This is a genomic window from Sodalis sp. RH14, assembly GCF_047324285.1.
Lineage (GTDB): Bacteria > Pseudomonadota > Gammaproteobacteria > Enterobacterales > Enterobacteriaceae > Acerihabitans.
This window is the reverse complement of sequence record NZ_CP178739.1, coordinates 2,196,502-2,211,736: the sequence shown is the minus strand read 5'-3', so window position 1 is coordinate 2,211,736 and position 15,235 is coordinate 2,196,502. Positions and strand designations below refer to the sequence as shown.

The 15,235-nt window shown below is 53.6% G+C and carries 15 protein-coding genes and 3 pseudogenes; 14 read left to right on the top strand and 4 right to left on the bottom strand.

Going from position 1 to position 15,235, the window contains the following annotated elements:
- The first annotated feature begins 90 nt into the window (after positions 1–90).
- The 11 genes from ACL2XQ_RS10010 (at position 91) to atzF (ending at position 9,488) form a co-directional block, all read left to right on the top strand.
- Positions 91–1,086, top strand: coding sequence for an ABC transporter substrate-binding protein (locus ACL2XQ_RS10010; RefSeq protein ID WP_413729967.1), 996 nt, complete (start codon positions 91–93; stop codon positions 1,084–1,086).
- Positions 1,083–1,880, top strand: a complete 798-nt coding sequence (locus ACL2XQ_RS10005; protein ID WP_413729965.1) for an ABC transporter permease — start codon at positions 1,083–1,085, stop codon at positions 1,878–1,880. The genes ACL2XQ_RS10010 and ACL2XQ_RS10005 overlap by 4 nt, the downstream gene beginning before the upstream one ends.
- A gap of 3 nt (positions 1,881–1,883) precedes the next feature.
- A complete protein-coding gene (locus ACL2XQ_RS10000; protein ID WP_413729964.1) occupies positions 1,884–2,639 on the top strand; it encodes an ABC transporter ATP-binding protein in 756 nt (251 codons plus the stop codon).
- A gap of 9 nt (positions 2,640–2,648) precedes the next feature.
- Complete coding sequence (nthB, locus tag ACL2XQ_RS09995; RefSeq protein WP_413729963.1) at positions 2,649–3,347, top strand: nitrile hydratase subunit beta; 699 nt, start codon at positions 2,649–2,651, stop codon at positions 3,345–3,347.
- The gene (gene nthA, locus ACL2XQ_RS09990; RefSeq protein WP_413729962.1) at positions 3,340–4,002 is read left to right on the top strand and encodes a nitrile hydratase subunit alpha; all 663 of its coding nucleotides are present in this window, start codon (positions 3,340–3,342) and stop codon (positions 4,000–4,002) included. The genes nthB and nthA overlap by 8 nt, the downstream gene beginning before the upstream one ends.
- Positions 4,002–4,388: a nitrile hydratase accessory protein gene (locus ACL2XQ_RS09985; RefSeq protein ID WP_413729961.1), complete on the top strand. Its 387-nt coding sequence runs from the start codon at positions 4,002–4,004 to the stop codon at positions 4,386–4,388. Before nthA ends, ACL2XQ_RS09985 begins: the two co-directional genes overlap by 1 nt.
- Complete coding sequence (locus ACL2XQ_RS09980) at positions 4,385–5,089, top strand: cysteine hydrolase family protein (RefSeq protein ID WP_413729960.1); 705 nt, start codon at positions 4,385–4,387, stop codon at positions 5,087–5,089. The genes ACL2XQ_RS09985 and ACL2XQ_RS09980 overlap by 4 nt, the downstream gene beginning before the upstream one ends.
- Positions 5,090–5,169: 80 nt before the next feature.
- Positions 5,170–6,075, top strand: coding sequence for a LysR family transcriptional regulator (locus ACL2XQ_RS09975; protein ID WP_413729959.1), 906 nt, complete (start codon positions 5,170–5,172; stop codon positions 6,073–6,075).
- 99 nt (positions 6,076–6,174) lie between these two features.
- On the top strand, positions 6,175–6,966 hold the full coding sequence (locus ACL2XQ_RS09970) for an urea amidolyase associated protein UAAP1 (protein WP_413729958.1): 792 nt from the start codon (positions 6,175–6,177) through the stop codon (positions 6,964–6,966).
- 10 nt (positions 6,967–6,976) lie between these two features.
- Positions 6,977–7,615 (top strand): urea amidolyase associated protein UAAP2, encoded by a 639-nt coding sequence (locus tag ACL2XQ_RS09965; protein WP_413729957.1) that lies wholly within the window; start codon positions 6,977–6,979, stop codon positions 7,613–7,615.
- A 67-nt stretch (positions 7,616–7,682) separates the two neighbouring features.
- Positions 7,683–9,488, top strand: a complete 1,806-nt coding sequence (gene atzF, locus ACL2XQ_RS09960; protein WP_413729956.1) for an allophanate hydrolase — start codon at positions 7,683–7,685, stop codon at positions 9,486–9,488.
- 284 nt (positions 9,489–9,772) lie between these two features.
- On the opposite strand, the pseudogene ACL2XQ_RS09955 reads toward atzF, so the two are convergent.
- Positions 9,773–9,934, bottom strand: a pseudogene (locus ACL2XQ_RS09955) (transposase domain-containing protein); the annotation flags it as partial.
- 73 nt (positions 9,935–10,007) lie between these two features.
- On the opposite strand from ACL2XQ_RS09955, the pseudogene ACL2XQ_RS09950 reads away from it, so the two are divergent.
- Positions 10,008–11,123, top strand: a pseudogene (locus ACL2XQ_RS09950) (IS110 family transposase).
- A gap of 272 nt (positions 11,124–11,395) precedes the next feature.
- Here ACL2XQ_RS09950 and ACL2XQ_RS09945 read toward each other — a convergent pair.
- From ACL2XQ_RS09945 to ACL2XQ_RS09935, 3 genes and pseudogenes are all read right to left on the bottom strand, one after another.
- Positions 11,396–11,890, bottom strand: a pseudogene (locus tag ACL2XQ_RS09945) (IS66 family transposase); the annotation flags it as partial.
- Positions 11,891–12,250: 360 nt separating this feature from the next.
- Positions 12,251–12,586: a helix-turn-helix domain-containing protein gene (locus ACL2XQ_RS09940; protein WP_413729955.1), complete on the bottom strand. Its 336-nt coding sequence runs from the start codon at positions 12,584–12,586 to the stop codon at positions 12,251–12,253.
- Positions 12,587–12,754: 168 nt separating this feature from the next.
- Positions 12,755–13,762, bottom strand: a complete 1,008-nt coding sequence (locus tag ACL2XQ_RS09935; protein WP_413729954.1) for a zinc-dependent alcohol dehydrogenase family protein — start codon at positions 13,760–13,762, stop codon at positions 12,755–12,757.
- A gap of 110 nt (positions 13,763–13,872) precedes the next feature.
- Between ACL2XQ_RS09935 and ACL2XQ_RS09930 the strand changes: the two genes are divergently transcribed.
- Complete coding sequence (locus ACL2XQ_RS09930) at positions 13,873–14,226, top strand: winged helix-turn-helix transcriptional regulator (protein ID WP_413729953.1); 354 nt, start codon at positions 13,873–13,875, stop codon at positions 14,224–14,226.
- 287 nt (positions 14,227–14,513) lie between these two features.
- Positions 14,514–14,873: a LysR substrate-binding domain-containing protein gene (locus tag ACL2XQ_RS09925; protein ID WP_413732576.1), complete on the top strand. Its 360-nt coding sequence runs from the start codon at positions 14,514–14,516 to the stop codon at positions 14,871–14,873.
- Positions 14,874–15,235: the final 362 nt, after the last annotated feature.

The window sequence follows — 15,235 nt, the reverse complement described above, 5'->3', positions numbered from 1 at the left end:
TGACGCAAGACAAGCTAATAATAATGAAATGAGAAACGCCCGGTGACTCTTCACTGTGGCAAAGAGATGTTATTCTTAAAAGGAGAGAATATGAAATATGCCAGCGGATGTATTGTCGCAGCCACCCTGTTGGGTCTCGGAATTTCGCCTTTACGGGCCCAGGAAAAATTGACCCATATCCGAGTCGGCCATATGGTGGCGCTGGATATGGCGCCGCTTTTCGTGGCGAAGGAAAGCGATTGTTTTACACAGCAGGGACTGGATGTGGAAACAATGTTTTTCGCCAATCCCGGCGACAATAACGCGGCATTATCGGGCGGCGCGATTGATTTCAGCTTTCTGCCCTTCACCCTGCCGTTTTTCGCCGCTAACAGCGGCGTGCCGATCCGAGTGATTTCCGCCGGCGGCGGCTGGGGCGTCATGGAGGTTGTGGCGCAAGGCAAATTGGGTTTACATGATATGGCTGAGCTGAAAAGGTATATTCAACAACATCCCGGCCATCCGCTGAAAATAGCCACCTTGCAAGGCGACACGCTGGAATTAATTCTGGATCGGCAATTCGCCAAAAGCGGCATTGATCCCAAAAGTGTGGAATTGGTGTATTTCAACGATCTGCTGGCAATGGTTGAAGCCTTCCGCGGCGGTCAAGTTGATATTCTAAGCCATATAAAACCCTATACCACTGATATGGTAGTAAATAAAAACGCATCGCTACTAGCCAATAATGCCTCAACCTGGTCATTAAATTCACCCAATACGGTAGTCAGCGTATTGGATAAAACCCTGACCGAGCGCGGCCCGGTGGTTAAGGAATTCCTCAGCGGTCTGATCTGCGGCGCAAAAATCATCAATGAACACCCGGATCAAGCGGTGAGCTATTTAGATAAAGGACATTATTTCCGGGTTTCGTCCGCGGTACTCTCACAGGCGCTGAAATCCGCATCGGCGCCAATCAGTTTTACCCCGGATCTAAAATCCATACAAAGCGTGGTGGACGATATGAGCCGTCTCGGCTATATCAAAACCGGCGTACGCGCCGAAGATATTTTCCGACTGGATACCATCCGCGGCCTGGAGAAGCAATGAGCCGGTTTATAACGCGCCTGCAAGCCTGCCTGCCGGTACTGGTCGGTACTGCGTCCGTCGGTACGCTGGTGATGGTCTGGGAGCTTGCCGGCGCGGATGGGGGCTCGTCCCTGGCGGCGGTATTGCCGCCGCCCAGCCATTTTTTACGCACCATTGCTGAGAGCGATTTCCGGATCGGACTGGGCAGCCAATCCTCGCCAATAATTGATTCTGTTTTGGCAACGTTCGCCCGGGTTTTCTGCGGTCTGGCTCTCGCGTTTGCCGCCGCGATATTGAGCGCGGCGCTGCTTAGCCTATCGCAGGCGGCCACCTGGATTATCAGCCCGGTTATCTATCTCTTGTCCCCTATCGCGCCCATTGCCTGGATCCCCGCCGCCATTACTTTGTTTGGCATTGGCAACGATACGGCAATATTTATTGTTTTTATGGGGGTCTATTTTATCCTGACCATCGGGACGTTGGCCGAAATCCGCCGGCTGCCGGAAGAGTTCCTGATTGTGGCCCAGGATTTGGGCGCAAACGCATTGCAACGCTGGCTTTGGGTAGTGCTGCCGGCAGTATTGCCGGGCGCGTTCACGCTATTGCGCACCAATTTTATCGCGGCCTGGATGGCGGTGCTGGTGGCGGAAATGGTGGGATTACACGACGGCCTGGGTGCTATCATTATGATGGGGCGGAATCTGTTCAATAATGATCTGATCATGTTCGGCATGGTAGTCATTGGCCTGTCCGGTTTTATCGTCGATCGTTTGCTGGCTTACATTGGCAAATATCTGCTCTGGTGGAGGGTGTAAACCATGGCCGCCGACGCCGATAACGCCTTGTTCCATGTCGATCGCTTCAGCGTTGCCTACGCCGGGGCCTCACCGCTGAAAGAATTATCCTTGACGCTGAATCGGGGGGACATTACCTGCATCTTGGGCAAATCCGGCTGCGGCAAAACCACGCTGCTTAAAGCCCTGGGCGGCTTTGCGGTCGGCCATACCCAGGGAACCATTACTTTCCAGGGAAAAACGCTGCAAGGCCCTAACCCCGATAGCGTAATGATTTTTCAGGAAAACAATCTATTCCCCTGGCTAACGGTCAGACGCAACGTAGAGTTCGGCCTACGGTTCTCCGGGAATGTTTTATCACGCCGGGAACGCCAACTGCGCATCGAAGCGATGCTGGGCACCGTCGGCCTGCTCGACGCGGCCCACCGCTACCCGTTCCAGCTCTCGGGCGGCATGCGCCAACGCACCGCCATCGCGCGTGCGCTGGTTTCCAACCCCAGAGTGGTGCTGCTTGATGAGCCTTTCAGCGCGTTGGACATCAGCCTGCGCCGGCGGATGCAGCTGTTTCTCAAGCAATTGGGGGAGGAACGGCGAATATCGATGGTCATGGTCACCCATAACGTTGAAGAGGCCATTACGCTCGGTCATCGGGTGATTGTGCTGGGCGGGCAGCCGGCACGGATTCTGCTTGAACGCGAGACCCGCGCCGGGGCCTTCGGCGATCGCTACTCGACGGTGTTTCTCGATCTGCAACGGGAAATCGAATCCATTATCGATTAAGGAGTGGCGATGAACGGTATTCATGACATGGGCGGATTACATGGTTTCGGCCCGGTCAAGGTTGAAGCGGATGAACCGGTGTTCCACAGCGAATGGGAGAGCCGCGTTTTTTGCATCACCCAGCTCATCGATACGCTGGGGATATGGAATCTGGACGAACACCGCCATGAAATTGAACTGATGCGGCCGGCGGATTATCTGGACGCCGGCTATTACGGCCGATGGCTGTTTGCCATGGAAAGACTGCTGCACTGTAAAGGCATCGTATTCAACGATGAACTTGAAAACCGGATTGCCGAGTACTGGGCCGATGTCCGCCACTACAGCCAATCCGCTGCCAGACAGCGCAATTGGCCGTTGCCGGCGTCGGCCGAAGTCCGCTGGGGCGCCTGGCGCAAGGAGGCGACCGTGACGCCCCGCTATCAGTTGGACCAGCAGGTCAAGGTACGGAACATCCACCCGGCGGGGCATACACGGGTAGCCAATTATATCCGCGGCAAGGAAGGCATTATCGTCAATGTTCACGAGCAGGCATGGGTTTTTCCCGATACCCGGGCCCACTACCTGGGCGAGAAGCTACAGCCCGTTTACAGCGTAAAGTTCTGCGCCAAAACCCTATGGGGTCCACAGGCGGAAGCAGACGTATTTAACCATGTTGATCTGAGCGAAGATCATCTGGAACCCATAGCAGGAGATAAGCATGAGTGATAATCACAACCACGAAAAGCCCTGGCAAGCGGTCCGCACTGAAGCGATGGAGAGCCTGCTGGCCGAAATCGGGGTCATTCAAACAGACAGTGTCGACAGGATAGTCCGGCACTACGAGGAAAAGGTCGGTCCGCAGACCGGCGCGCGCGTGGTGGCCCGCGCTTGGGTGGATGCCGCTTTTAAACAACGCCTGCTCCACGACGGCCTGGCAGCCTGCGCTGAACTCGGCATCGGTGGTCCAGAGACCGAATACCTGACCGTGGTGGAAAACACCGCCGATCTCCATAACGTTATTGTCTGCACCTTGTGCTCCTGCTACCCCTGGCCGATTCTCGGACTGCCGCCGGCCTGGTATAAATCCAGCGCCTATCGTTCAAGGATAGTGCGGGAACCTCGCCGGGTACTGGCGGAGATGGGGTTGGAGTTACCGCCTGAGGTCACTGTACGCGTCTGGGATAGCGTTTCGGAAATCCGTTATCTAGTGCTGCCCCAGCGGCCTCCGGGAACCGAACGGCTGGATATGGCGGCCCTGGCCGCTTTGGTGACCCGGGACGCCATGATTGGCGTAGCCCGCGTGGCCCCGCCAGCCGCGCCAGCCGCGCCGGCAACACTCGGCGCAGCCCGACAGGCACCCATTAACCAGGACGGCAACTGATGAACCCGACCGATTTCTTAACTCAATCGCTGACGGACCGGCAATTTTTGCAATCCGTCGCTTTTCCCAATCCTTGGGCGGCCAGAGCTTTTGGATTGACCCTGGCCGCCGCCGAACAACGTTTGTTTACCCTGACAGAGTTTCAGCAATGCCTGATCGGCAGCATTGGCGAATTGGAAGCACAAGGACAGGCCATCACCGGCGAAGAACAGTATTACAGTTGCTGGATAGAAGCGTTGAGCCGATTACTCAAGCAAAAACGATTGCTGACGCCGGACAGATTACAATCCGAAGAACTGCGGATACGGGATTATACGCGGCAGTTGCATCAGCATCAGCCGCCTCATTACCCGCCCCGTCCATTGGTAATTCAGGAGGGCCGATGATTATCGCCGGCGAGCCGTACGATTTTCCGATTTCCGGTGATATGGCAACGACGGACAGTGCGTTATTGATTATCGATATGCAACGCGACTTTTGCGATCCGCGGGGATACATGAACCATCGTGGCGATGATATTTCCGCTGCGAGGGCGATCATCCCCGTCATCGAACGCGTGCGCGACGCCGCCACCCGTGCCGGGATCAAAATTATTTATACCCGGGAGGGCCACCGCCCCGACCTGTCCGATTTACCGTTAAGCAAACGGCTCAAGACCGCCAGGGCGGGGGCTGAAATCGGCGCGCGCGGCCCGTTGGGACGGCTGTTGATCCGCGGAGAACCGGGGTGGGAACTGGTGCCGGAATTACAACCGCGCGGCGAGGAAGCGGTAATCGATAAGCCTGGTACCGGCGCTTTCCACGGCACCGATCTGCACCATATCCTGGTCAACGAAGGCATCCGTAACCTGATACTGACCGGCGTGACTACCGGCGTATGCGTATCGTCCACCGCACGTGAAGCCAGCGATCGCGGCTACAGCGTTCTGGTGCTCAGCGATTGCTGCGCCGAGCCCGATCCGCTTAACCATGCGATGGCAATCGGATTGCTTAAAATCGAGGGCGGCTATATGGCCACCGTATCAACGGCGCGACACTTTATCGCCTCATTGACGCCACGAACCACCCCCGCGCCGCTGCAGAAGTGAATGGCGGAGTTCCGCGTGTTGCCTTCCGGACAAGCACGGGGACAATGCGTGATGGCGATTTTTGTTAACAGGGGGCTGGGATGGTTATCAGCAATATTGATTTAAAACTGTTGAAGGTATTCAAAACTGTGGTGGAATCCAACGGCTTTTCCAATGCCCAGACCCTGCTGAATGTCGCGCCATCCACCATCAGCGCACAGATGTCGCAGTTAGAGGTCAGGCTGGGATTCAGGTTATGCCAGCGCGGGCGTGCCGGTTTTCTACTGACCGCTAAAGGGGAAGCGTTCTATCAATACACGCTGCAATTTCTGCAATCGCTACACGAATTTCAGGAGCGCAGCACTGCGCTTAAGGGCGGCCTGACCGGTACACTGCGTATCGGTTTTCTGGATAATGTAGTTACTGACCCGAAAAATCCGCTCTGCCAGGCAATAGAGATGCTGATGCAGTTACCGCAAAATACGCTTCATCTGGAATTGGAAACGCTCTCGCCCCCTGAACTGGAAAAAAAAGTACTGGACCATAGTCTCGATGCGGCGATCAGTATCTTCCCCGGACGCCTGCCCGGTCTCTGTTACCAAGCGCTCTATGACGAACAGGATATTCTGGTATGCCGCAAAGATCATCCCTTGGTCGAGGTGGATAATCCCCAGCATATCATCAGTGCCCTGCCCGGCACACCGCGGGTGATCCGCACCTTTCTGACCAATAACGAGTTCCCGTTGCAGGTTGTCAAGGATACGGTATCAGCCAGCGTCAGCAATCTGGAGGCATCGGCGATACTGGTGCTCACCGGCCTATATATCGGTTTTTTTCCTCAACATTATATCCAGCGCTGGCTGGATTCGGGTGAACTGGTCTCCTTGCGGCCGGATAGCATCAGCCGCCATTCACTCTTCAAACTTATCTACCGCGATAAAAAGACGCCATTATCCCTGCCGCTCCAGGCGTTTTTACGTTGCGTTAATAGCGTCATGGAGACCTAGCTTATTGGGCCTGCGCCTCGCCAAGATTTCCGGATTGTGATAACCGGTCGTCGGCACGCTTCATCCGCAGCAATGCGTAACCAGAAAAGGGTAGAAAACATGACAGCTGAAAACACCGGGGAATTTTACAGCACCCTACTACCGGCCGGTTCCCACTGGTCGTTTCGTCTGCGGCGCGGTACCGCCCTGCGCCTCAACGACAGCCAGGGCGGTGCCAACGTCGGGATGCTGTTTTATAACCCGGAAAATTTGCTGGAGCGCTATAACGCCCCCGATACGCTGAAATGCCAGCACACGTTCCGCCTGACTACCGGCCACTGTCTCTATTCCGATATGGGCCGGATATTCTGCGGTATCGAAAAAGACAGTTTCGGTTGGCACGATACGGTCTGCGGCACCATGAACGCCGCGCTGACCGAACAGCGTTTCGGTCTAGCTAATTATCAGCAGGCGCTCAACGAACGCCATCAGAACGGCTATGATAGTTTTTTGGTCGAACTTAAGAAATACGGCCTCGGCAAACGGGATATGGCAGCCTGCCTCAATCTGTTTTCCAGGGTGGAGGTTAATGATGAGGGCGCAATCCGGTTAGTGGCGCATTCACAGCCCGGCAGTTCGGTTACGTTGCGATTCGCCATGGATTCGCTGGTAATACTGCATACGTGCCCCCATCCCTTGACACAAGCTGTCAGCTACCCCCGCGCCCCCGTGGAAATCGCCCTGCTGGCCGACACCGCGCCGTTGCCCGAAGCCTGCCTGAACCGCGATGAGAACCGCCGCGGACTTACCAATAATCAATTGTATTATGCGGCTTCGCCAGCCCCTTTCGGCGATAGGCAAGACAACCGGGCGCCGACTGCCAAGGCAGGCATCAGCCCCGTTATTCGTTGAGGAAAGTCACATGATCAAGACCAGCGACTTAGAGATGCAGGATTCCCGTTATCACCGCAGGATTGACGCAGGAGACTACTGGCTGTACCGCCTGGAGTCGGGTCATACGCTGCGCATAAGCGACAGTGAAGGTAACCAGGCGGTTGATACCTTATTTTTTAACGCCGATGATATTGCCGAACGCTACAGTATGATGGATACCCTGCGTGGACAACGCAATGTTTTTCTTACCGCCGGCAGCGTGCTGCGTTCTAACGACGATAACCCCATGCTGGAGATTGTCGCCGATACCTGCGGCCGTCATGACACTTTAGGCGGGGCCTGCGCCACCGAAAGCAATACGGTGCGTTACTCCCTGGAAAAACGCCACATGCATGCCTGTCGCGACAGTTGGATGCTGGCGCTGGCCGAACATCCCGAATATGGTCTGACTAAACGCGACATAACCCATAATATCAATTTTTTCATGAACGTACCGGTAACCGCTCAAGGAGGTCTCACCTTTGCAGATGGCATTTCAGCGCCCGGTAAATATGTTGAGCTTGTGGCCAGAATGAATGTGCTAGTGCTGATTTCCAATTGCCCGCAGCTTAACAATCCCTGCAACGGCTACCAGCCTACGCCCATCGAAGTCAATATCTGGTCATAACGATGACGGCTCGGCTTCCATTAGAGGCCGGGAGCGTTAATCCTCACATCCCAATAGGAACTTATGTATGCGACATATCACCTGCGCGACCGTGCAAGAATGGCAAACGCATTATCAGAGCAAACCTGAGACGGTAAGGGATACCTTGACATCCTTACTTGCCAGACTCGGTGGACCGGATACCGCATGGATCTATCTTGCAACGCCAGAGCAATTGGCCCTTCAATGCGACCAGCTTGCAAAACGCGTTGCCAGTATCAAAGGCAATCGTTCTGCCCTTCCGCTGTACGGTATCCCTTTTGCGGTCAAAGATAATATTGATGTCGGCGGCTGGCCGACCAGCGCCGCATGTCCGGAATTTATCTATGAGGCATCCCGTGATGCGCAAGTCGTTGCTCGCTTACGCGCGGCGGGCGCTATCGTTATCGGTAAGACCAATTTGGATCAATTCGCCACCGGACTGGTGGGAACCCGCTCGCCGTACGGAGCGGTGACCAATAGCTTTAACCCAGACTATGTCAGCGGCGGATCCAGTTCAGGTTCGGCATCGGTGGTGGCTCGCGGTCTGGTACCCTTTGCCCTGGGCACCGATACTGCCGGTTCGGGGCGTGTTCCGGCCGGTTTTAATAATATCGTCGGTCTAAAACCCACCAAAGGCTGGCTTTCCACTCACGGTGTGGTGCCCGCCTGTCGGCTGAATGACTGTGTTTCGGTCTTTGCCCTGACCGCTGCCGATGCTTGGACTATTGCCGAAATTGCCGGCGGCTATAGCGTTAACGACGCCTATTCCCGGCATCATCCGGGCACCACGCCGGCGCTGATGCCGGCCGCGCCGCGCTTAGCCGTGCCGGACAAGGTGGAGTTTTTTGGCGATCGAGCCAGCGAGCAAGCTTTTCGGCAGGCGCTGCAAAAGCTGCAAGACAGCGGCGCAATTTTGGAGGTCATTGATTATACTCCATTCAGCAGCTTGGCCGAGCAGCTTTATGAGGCCGCATGGGTGGCAGAACGTACGGTCATCATTGGTTCCCGATTGCAAGATGATCCCGCCAGCCTGGATCCGGTGGTAAGAAGCATTATCGCTAAAGGGCTGGACTATAGCGCTTGCGATGCCTGGCGGGCCGAGTATCTGCGAGCGGAGTTGTCCAGGAGTATCAATGAGACACTGCGCCTCTTTGACGCGCTATTAGTGCCTACCTCCCCCACCATTCGTACTATTGATGAGATGAAACAGGAACCGGTGCATTACAATTCACAGTTCGGTATTTATACCAATTTTACCAATTTGGCGGATTTGTGCGCTTTGGCGTTGCCTTCATCACTGCGCGACGACGGTTTACCGGCAGGTATTACGCTTATCGCACCCGCCTGGCATGACCGGGCGCTGGCCGATTTCGGCATGCGCTGGCAACAAGGGCTGAACCTGCCGCTCGGTGCGACCGGCCGCGCCATACCGGCGCAACGGCCGGTTCTCAGAGAACCTTCACTTTTGCATGTCAGGGTAGCGGTGGTCGGCGCCCATCTGCGCGGTATGCCGCTTAATGAACAATTGACCTCTCGTGGTGCGGTTTTTGTCGAGACAGGCAGCACCGCTCCGCAGTATCGTCTCTACGCGCTGGCCGCGACACTACCGCCTAAACCGGGCCTGACGAAGGCGGAAAATGGGCGAAGTATCGAAATCGAACTTTGGGATATTCCTTTGGCGCGCTTCGGCGAGTTTGTCGACAAAATCCCTGCCCCCCTTGGTATCGGTACGCTGATACTTGCAGATGGGCGTGCGGTCAAAGGTTTTATCTGTGAAAATTATGCGCTGGCGGATGCCCTGGATATTACTGCTTTCGGGGGCTGGAAAAATTACCTCGCCAGTCTTGCATGATGTGCCAATTGCACACCTCATATTGAGAACTTGTCGCCAACATTTTGCTGGCGTCCACCTAGCATCATTCCGATCTTTTTTACGAATTTCAAGTTTCAAGCTTAGCGGAACTCGTACAGGGAAGCGACAGTACTCGGGGTTATGAAGGAGGGTATCACTCAGGCCAGATGGAGATACCATCAAGTCACACTTCGCATACCACGCATGCCAAGTACCATTCAATCAAATTAAAATCTCTTGCCTACGCTTAAGAAATAAGCGTCAACTCAGGGCCGTATTGACGCTTATTCAGCAGGGATGTTGAGGTTCCACGGCAGGAGATCTGTGATTTTGTTGATCGGGTGATCCGCGATAGTGGCAAGCACATGGCGCAGATACGCTTCCCGCTCCACGCCGTTCAGTTTGCAACTGCCGATCAGCGTGTACATCCGCGCCGCCCGCTCTCCGAACCGAAGAACAGATAGATGGTATGACCTTGATATAATCGCTTTGGTATTGGTGCATTATTCGGAGGTCATCATGGCATCGAGTACTCCATCAGTTTATGTAGGTCTGGATGTTCATAAAGAGTCGCTGGCTGTAGCCATCGCCAACCCTGAAAGGCTTGGCGAAATCCGCTTCTACGGGAATATTCCAAATCAGCAGCAGAGCATTCATCATTTATTTCTGAAGCTACAAAAACAACATCCGTATATCACGGCTTGTTATGAGGCGGGCCCATGTGGATTTGGCATTTATCACCAACTTACTGAGATGAATGTCGAATGCATCGTTGTTGCTCCCTCCCGTATTCCCAAATCACCCACCGACAAAATTAAAAATGACCATCGTGACGCGGTCGGTCTTGCCCGGCTGTTGCGTGCCGGCGAACTCACTCCGGTCTGGATACCTGATCTGACTCATGAAGCCATGCGGGATCTGGTTCGGGCGAGAACCGCTGCCAAATTAGATAATAGGATCGCCCGGCAACGTATTCAGAGCATGCTGCTTCGTACCGATAGGCGCTACGATAAAAAGCCCTGGGGATATAATCACCGGGTGTGGCTGGCGGATCAGTCTTTCCCCCTTCCATAGCAACAGATTGCTTTTCAGCACTATTGCCAGAGCCTGGAACAAATTGAAAATAGGATTGAGCAACTGGATAAAGAAATTGAACGGTTGCTGCCAGAGTGGTCTCTGTACAATGTGGTCTGTCAGTTACAGGCACTGAAAGGCGTGGGGAAAATCATCGCGGTTTCCCTGGTATCCGAACTGGGTGATTTCTCCCGGTTTGCCAATCCCAAACAAATCATGGCCTATCTGGGGTTAATTCCTGGTGAGCATTCCAGCGGTAATACAACCCGGCCCAGGGGAATAACCAAAACCGGCAACAGCGAACTGCGCAGATTGCTTTATGAATCCGCCTGGTCTTACCGGGCTCCCGCCAAGGTGGGTGCATGGCTGATAACCTACCGGCCTGATTCGGTCACCCAGGACTCAAAGGATATCGCCTGGAAAGCTCAGCAGCGGCTTTGCTCCCGATATAAAAAATTGCTCCAGAAAGGAAAAAAATCACAGGTTGCCATTACCGCCGTCGCTCGAGAGCTGACAGGATTTATATGGGACATTGACCTGACAGCCCGACAATCCAGTTAACGGTACAGCGTTAAACCCTGAAGCGCGCCGGGCACGGAATGAGTGATCCTCGTCAAGAATTTAGGTCGGTAAACAGTAATCCGATACCAGCAGGTAGAAAGAGGCCAGCTCATGACGAAAACCATCGTGGGGCAAACCATCCCCAAATAAGAGTCTGTTAAATTCAGGATACAGCCCGGTCGCTTCAGGCACCATGACGCCAGTTACTGTCTACAGCGTAGCTGATCCAGGCTGTGCGGGATAAGTACGGGCGAAATCCTTGACAAAGGTCATAAGAGTTCTTGCGACCCCAGGCTCACCACCCGCAGCGCGTTTTCGGCGATATTGTTGTCGATCTCCGCCCAGCCATCGGTACTGTAATAACACAGTGCCTGCCAGTGGTTCATCAGGTAGTTGAACGCCTTCGCCGTATCGGCCAGGCGCGACAGCGTGGTGAGTTTTTCCCGGATCCAGCTCTCCAGGCTCATCAGTAACGGCCAGGATCGCGCTTCGCGCACCTGCCTTCGTTCTTCGGCCGGACGCCCCCGGATGTCGGCTTCGATCGCATACAGTTCACCGATCCACTGCAGGGCTACGGTAGTGGTCGGTGATGGATGCCGCATAGGGATATCATGGATCTTACGCCGGGCGTGGGCCATACAGCCGACCTCGCGGATACGGTCTTCTTTATACAGCGGGTTGAAGCCCGCATCCGCATCCTCCTTCCCCTGCAACAGTCCGCTGAACCCGGCCAGATGCGTTTGCGGGTGAACCCCCTTGCGGTCCGGGCATCAGTCTACGGACCGTTTTGCCATTAAGCAATATTTCTTCATTTTGTCACGCAAGTCTCAGGGGTCGGTATCCGTATCGCCCTTTATTCTGATGATACAGTCTCAGGATCAGCGCCTTTACGGTTTCATAGCGATCCGGGAGGATCATTATTTTCTGATGATAGTAGAATGTACTACGCGGCAGCCCTGCTGCCTTTAACAGCCGGGGCAGTGACCACCACCTATGCCTTAGCTCATTCACGATCTTTACTTTTCCCCTGGTAATGAACGTGATTTTTTGCGGAACCAAGGCCTGCAACTTTTTTAAGTTAGCATTCTTAGCCCGCAACTGTTCAAGTTCTTCCCGCTCTGTGCCGGTCAACAATGATGGCTGTGATGATGGTAATGATTGCAGCGTTTCAGGCAAGCTTCTGGCTTTTCCTTTTTTTCGGGTGAAGGCGTTTTCTCCTGACTTATTATATTTTTTAGCCAGAGCGATACAGTATAGAATGTAGGAATACCATACTTTACAGCAGCTTCTCGAATCGAGAGTTTATTGTGTAAAATTTCGCTGATGACGATAAGTTTGAAATCGGCTGTGGCTATATAGCGGCCCTTCTTCCCCGTCAGGGTTCCGATGCCCTGCTCTCGATATATATAGACCCACTTCCTCACGGTGCTAGGACTGATAACATGAAGTTCAGCAACTGACACAAGGCTGAGCTTCCCTTGGAGATACTTGTATTTGCCCCTTGATGATCCAATACTACTCCGCCACTTTCTGTTTGAACTCTAATGCAAACTTCGGCATTTGTGCCCCTCCATCAAATAAACTGGTCCGATGTCCAACAATTGGGGCGCAGATCACCACCTACGTTTTCATTAAATCTCCACAACAATTTTTCCGGTATGTTTACCCTTGAGCTGATATTGGAAAGCGTCAACAATTTTGTCCAGCGGCCAAACAGAATCAATCATCGGGCGGACGTCAGTTTTTTCTAAGGCCCGAATCATGTCCTGTTGATGCGTGCGGCAACCCACTGTGATGCCCTTGACGGTCAGTTGCTTACCCATAATTGCTCCGGTTGGCACGTCACCGGCGATACCGGTAAAGACACCAATCAAGGTGATTTTCCCTCCGATGCGCGAAGCCTTAATAGATTGTGCAAGAGTGCCCGGACCTCCAATCTCAACCACATGATCGACACCTCGGCCTCCTGTCATTTCAAAGATTCGTTCACCCCATTCCGGTTCTTGTTGGTAATTCACAACGCCCGCAGCGCCCTGGTCTCGCAACCAGATCATTTTATCCGGTGAGGAAGATGTTGCCCAAACTCTTGCTCCTGCCATCTTGGCAATCTGAAGAGCAAAAACAGACACACCGCCTGAACCGAGTATTAGCACATCCTCACCCGGCTTGATACGTCCCTCAACCACCAGTGCACGCCACGCCGTCACTGCAGCAGTCGGAAGTGTTGAAGCTTCGGCATGGGACCAACCTTCAGGCGCAAGCGTGAAATAATGTGCTGGTCTAACGACAAAGGTTGTTGCATAACCGTCGAGCCCATCGCCCGGTGTACGACTGAATCCGCTAACAGGACATTCCCCATTCTCCCAGTCCGGAAAAAATGTCGATATCACCGAGTCCCCCGGCTTAAACGCGGAAACGCCTTCTCCGGTGCTCTCGACAACGCCGGCGCCGTCAGACATAAGCACCCGTCCGGGAGCGGCGGGAAGAATACCTGCAACCACGTTATAATCATGAAAATTAAGTGAAACATTATGAATTCTGACCCTGATCTCGCCTTTTCCTGGCTTGCCCGGATCCGGGATATCGATAATCGAGAGGCTATCAATACCGGCTGTCTGACCTCGTTGAGCAGCTTTCATGTCGTGTTTTTCTCCCTATTTCAGTTATATTGACCGGCTGACTTTAGCGCTATTAAGCAATTCAGGTAAGTACCTACAAAAATGTCTGTATCTATAAAGGATGCTGCTAAATGAAAAATGTGCTGGCAGAACGTCTCCGCCGCCGTGAAACGTTTGATGCCAACTGTCCTCACAGGCGGCTGCTCAGCCATATCACGAGTCGTTGGGGGACATTGGCACTGATTACTATGATAGATGGTCCACACCGCTTCGGTGCACTGAAGCGAAAAATGGGTGGTATTACAGACAGGATGCTGATTAAAACACTACATGAGCTAGAAAAAGATTCAATGATCGTCCGACAGGTTTATCAGATTATGCCCCCTCATACGGAATATGAGTTAACAAAATCTGGAAAGGAAGCAGCTGTCCATATTGAAAATCTCACCGACTGGATAGCTGATTATTTGGATCAGCAAAAGTGAGCATCAAGCTTTTCCCAGACACTGAACGGACGGATGGAGTTACGCGAGCAAAGAAAAGAAACTGGCCTTCGGCCCGTACCCTGCTGTTTCGTCGGTATAAGACCGGCAACAACGAAATTGGACTGCCCTTGGGATCGTGAGCACATGTCATTGTGGCACGACACAAGGCGACGGATACTCCAGACTTATTCCCCCTCGAACTCTTCAGTTGACAGTAAAGATGTCGTCAGGGGTCAGATGAATGCGATAGTTCCTCTGCGCGTCCGGTCCCCCGTAACGCAATAAAGATGACAATGGCGGTTAGTGCCGTTACGGTCGCGAGCACAACGAGCAGGATGCTGACAAGGTGTCCCAACGGATCGTGGCGTTCGATATCCGGCAGGCAACGTTTCGTGTCGGACCGGGGCGAGGCGCTACTGGTGGCCGCCCTGTCTGGTATGGGCATCGCATATCTGCCCGCATTTCTGTTCGAACAGCATCTTGAAGCGAAACGACTCATACAGGTCCTGCCCGAGTGCCGTACGGAAGAGGTGCCAATCTCGGTTATGTATCCTTCGAAGCGTTACCTGCCTGCGAAGGTGCGCGCCTTCGTCGATGCGTTAGTGGAAGCGGCGAAGGATACAGCACCGGTTCCACCACGGTATTGATAACATTTTTTTCCTTTTAGTGAACCCGCGCGCCACCGAGATGAACGTGAAATGGCGCATTCGAATCCAAGGCCACTCGTTCGCAACTGAACTGGCCGGAATTTCAGCGGTTTGCCAACGGCTTGCGCGAGTGTTTCTCGAATCAAGCCAACAAGATAGGCTGATCACTGGTTGCGCTAGCGTGAGGTGTTGGCCAGAATGGCTTAGTACAAGGGACTGGTCACAGAAAGAAAATGAGTTTTCAATGAGATATTGGGAATATCTTCTTATTACACGTAATTATAGATAAACAGCTAATGTAACGGCCTAATAATCAAGGCCAGTAAAATATGCGTAGTGAATGTCATACACCATCTTTAATA

Coding starts and splice junctions, on each gene's coding strand:
- ACL2XQ_RS09925 (WP_413732576.1), top strand. CDS start 14,514: ATGACAATGGCGGTTAGTGCCGTTACGGTCGCGAGCACAACGAGCAGG.
- ACL2XQ_RS10010 (WP_413729967.1), top strand. CDS start 91: ATGAAATATGCCAGCGGATGTATTGTCGCAGCCACCCTGTTGGGTCTC.
- ACL2XQ_RS10005 (WP_413729965.1), top strand. CDS start 1,083: ATGAGCCGGTTTATAACGCGCCTGCAAGCCTGCCTGCCGGTACTGGTC.
- ACL2XQ_RS09930 (WP_413729953.1), top strand. CDS start 13,873: ATGAAAAATGTGCTGGCAGAACGTCTCCGCCGCCGTGAAACGTTTGAT.
- ACL2XQ_RS09985 (WP_413729961.1), top strand. CDS start 4,002: ATGAACCCGACCGATTTCTTAACTCAATCGCTGACGGACCGGCAATTT.
- nthB (WP_413729963.1), top strand. CDS start 2,649: ATGAACGGTATTCATGACATGGGCGGATTACATGGTTTCGGCCCGGTC.
- atzF (WP_413729956.1), top strand. CDS start 7,683: ATGCGACATATCACCTGCGCGACCGTGCAAGAATGGCAAACGCATTAT.
- ACL2XQ_RS09965 (WP_413729957.1), top strand. CDS start 6,977: ATGATCAAGACCAGCGACTTAGAGATGCAGGATTCCCGTTATCACCGC.
- ACL2XQ_RS09935 (WP_413729954.1), bottom strand. CDS start 13,762: ATGAAAGCTGCTCAACGAGGTCAGACAGCCGGTATTGATAGCCTCTCG.
- nthA (WP_413729962.1), top strand. CDS start 3,340: ATGAGTGATAATCACAACCACGAAAAGCCCTGGCAAGCGGTCCGCACT.
- ACL2XQ_RS09980 (WP_413729960.1), top strand. CDS start 4,385: ATGATTATCGCCGGCGAGCCGTACGATTTTCCGATTTCCGGTGATATG.
- ACL2XQ_RS09975 (WP_413729959.1), top strand. CDS start 5,170: ATGGTTATCAGCAATATTGATTTAAAACTGTTGAAGGTATTCAAAACT.
- ACL2XQ_RS09970 (WP_413729958.1), top strand. CDS start 6,175: ATGACAGCTGAAAACACCGGGGAATTTTACAGCACCCTACTACCGGCC.
- ACL2XQ_RS10000 (WP_413729964.1), top strand. CDS start 1,884: ATGGCCGCCGACGCCGATAACGCCTTGTTCCATGTCGATCGCTTCAGC.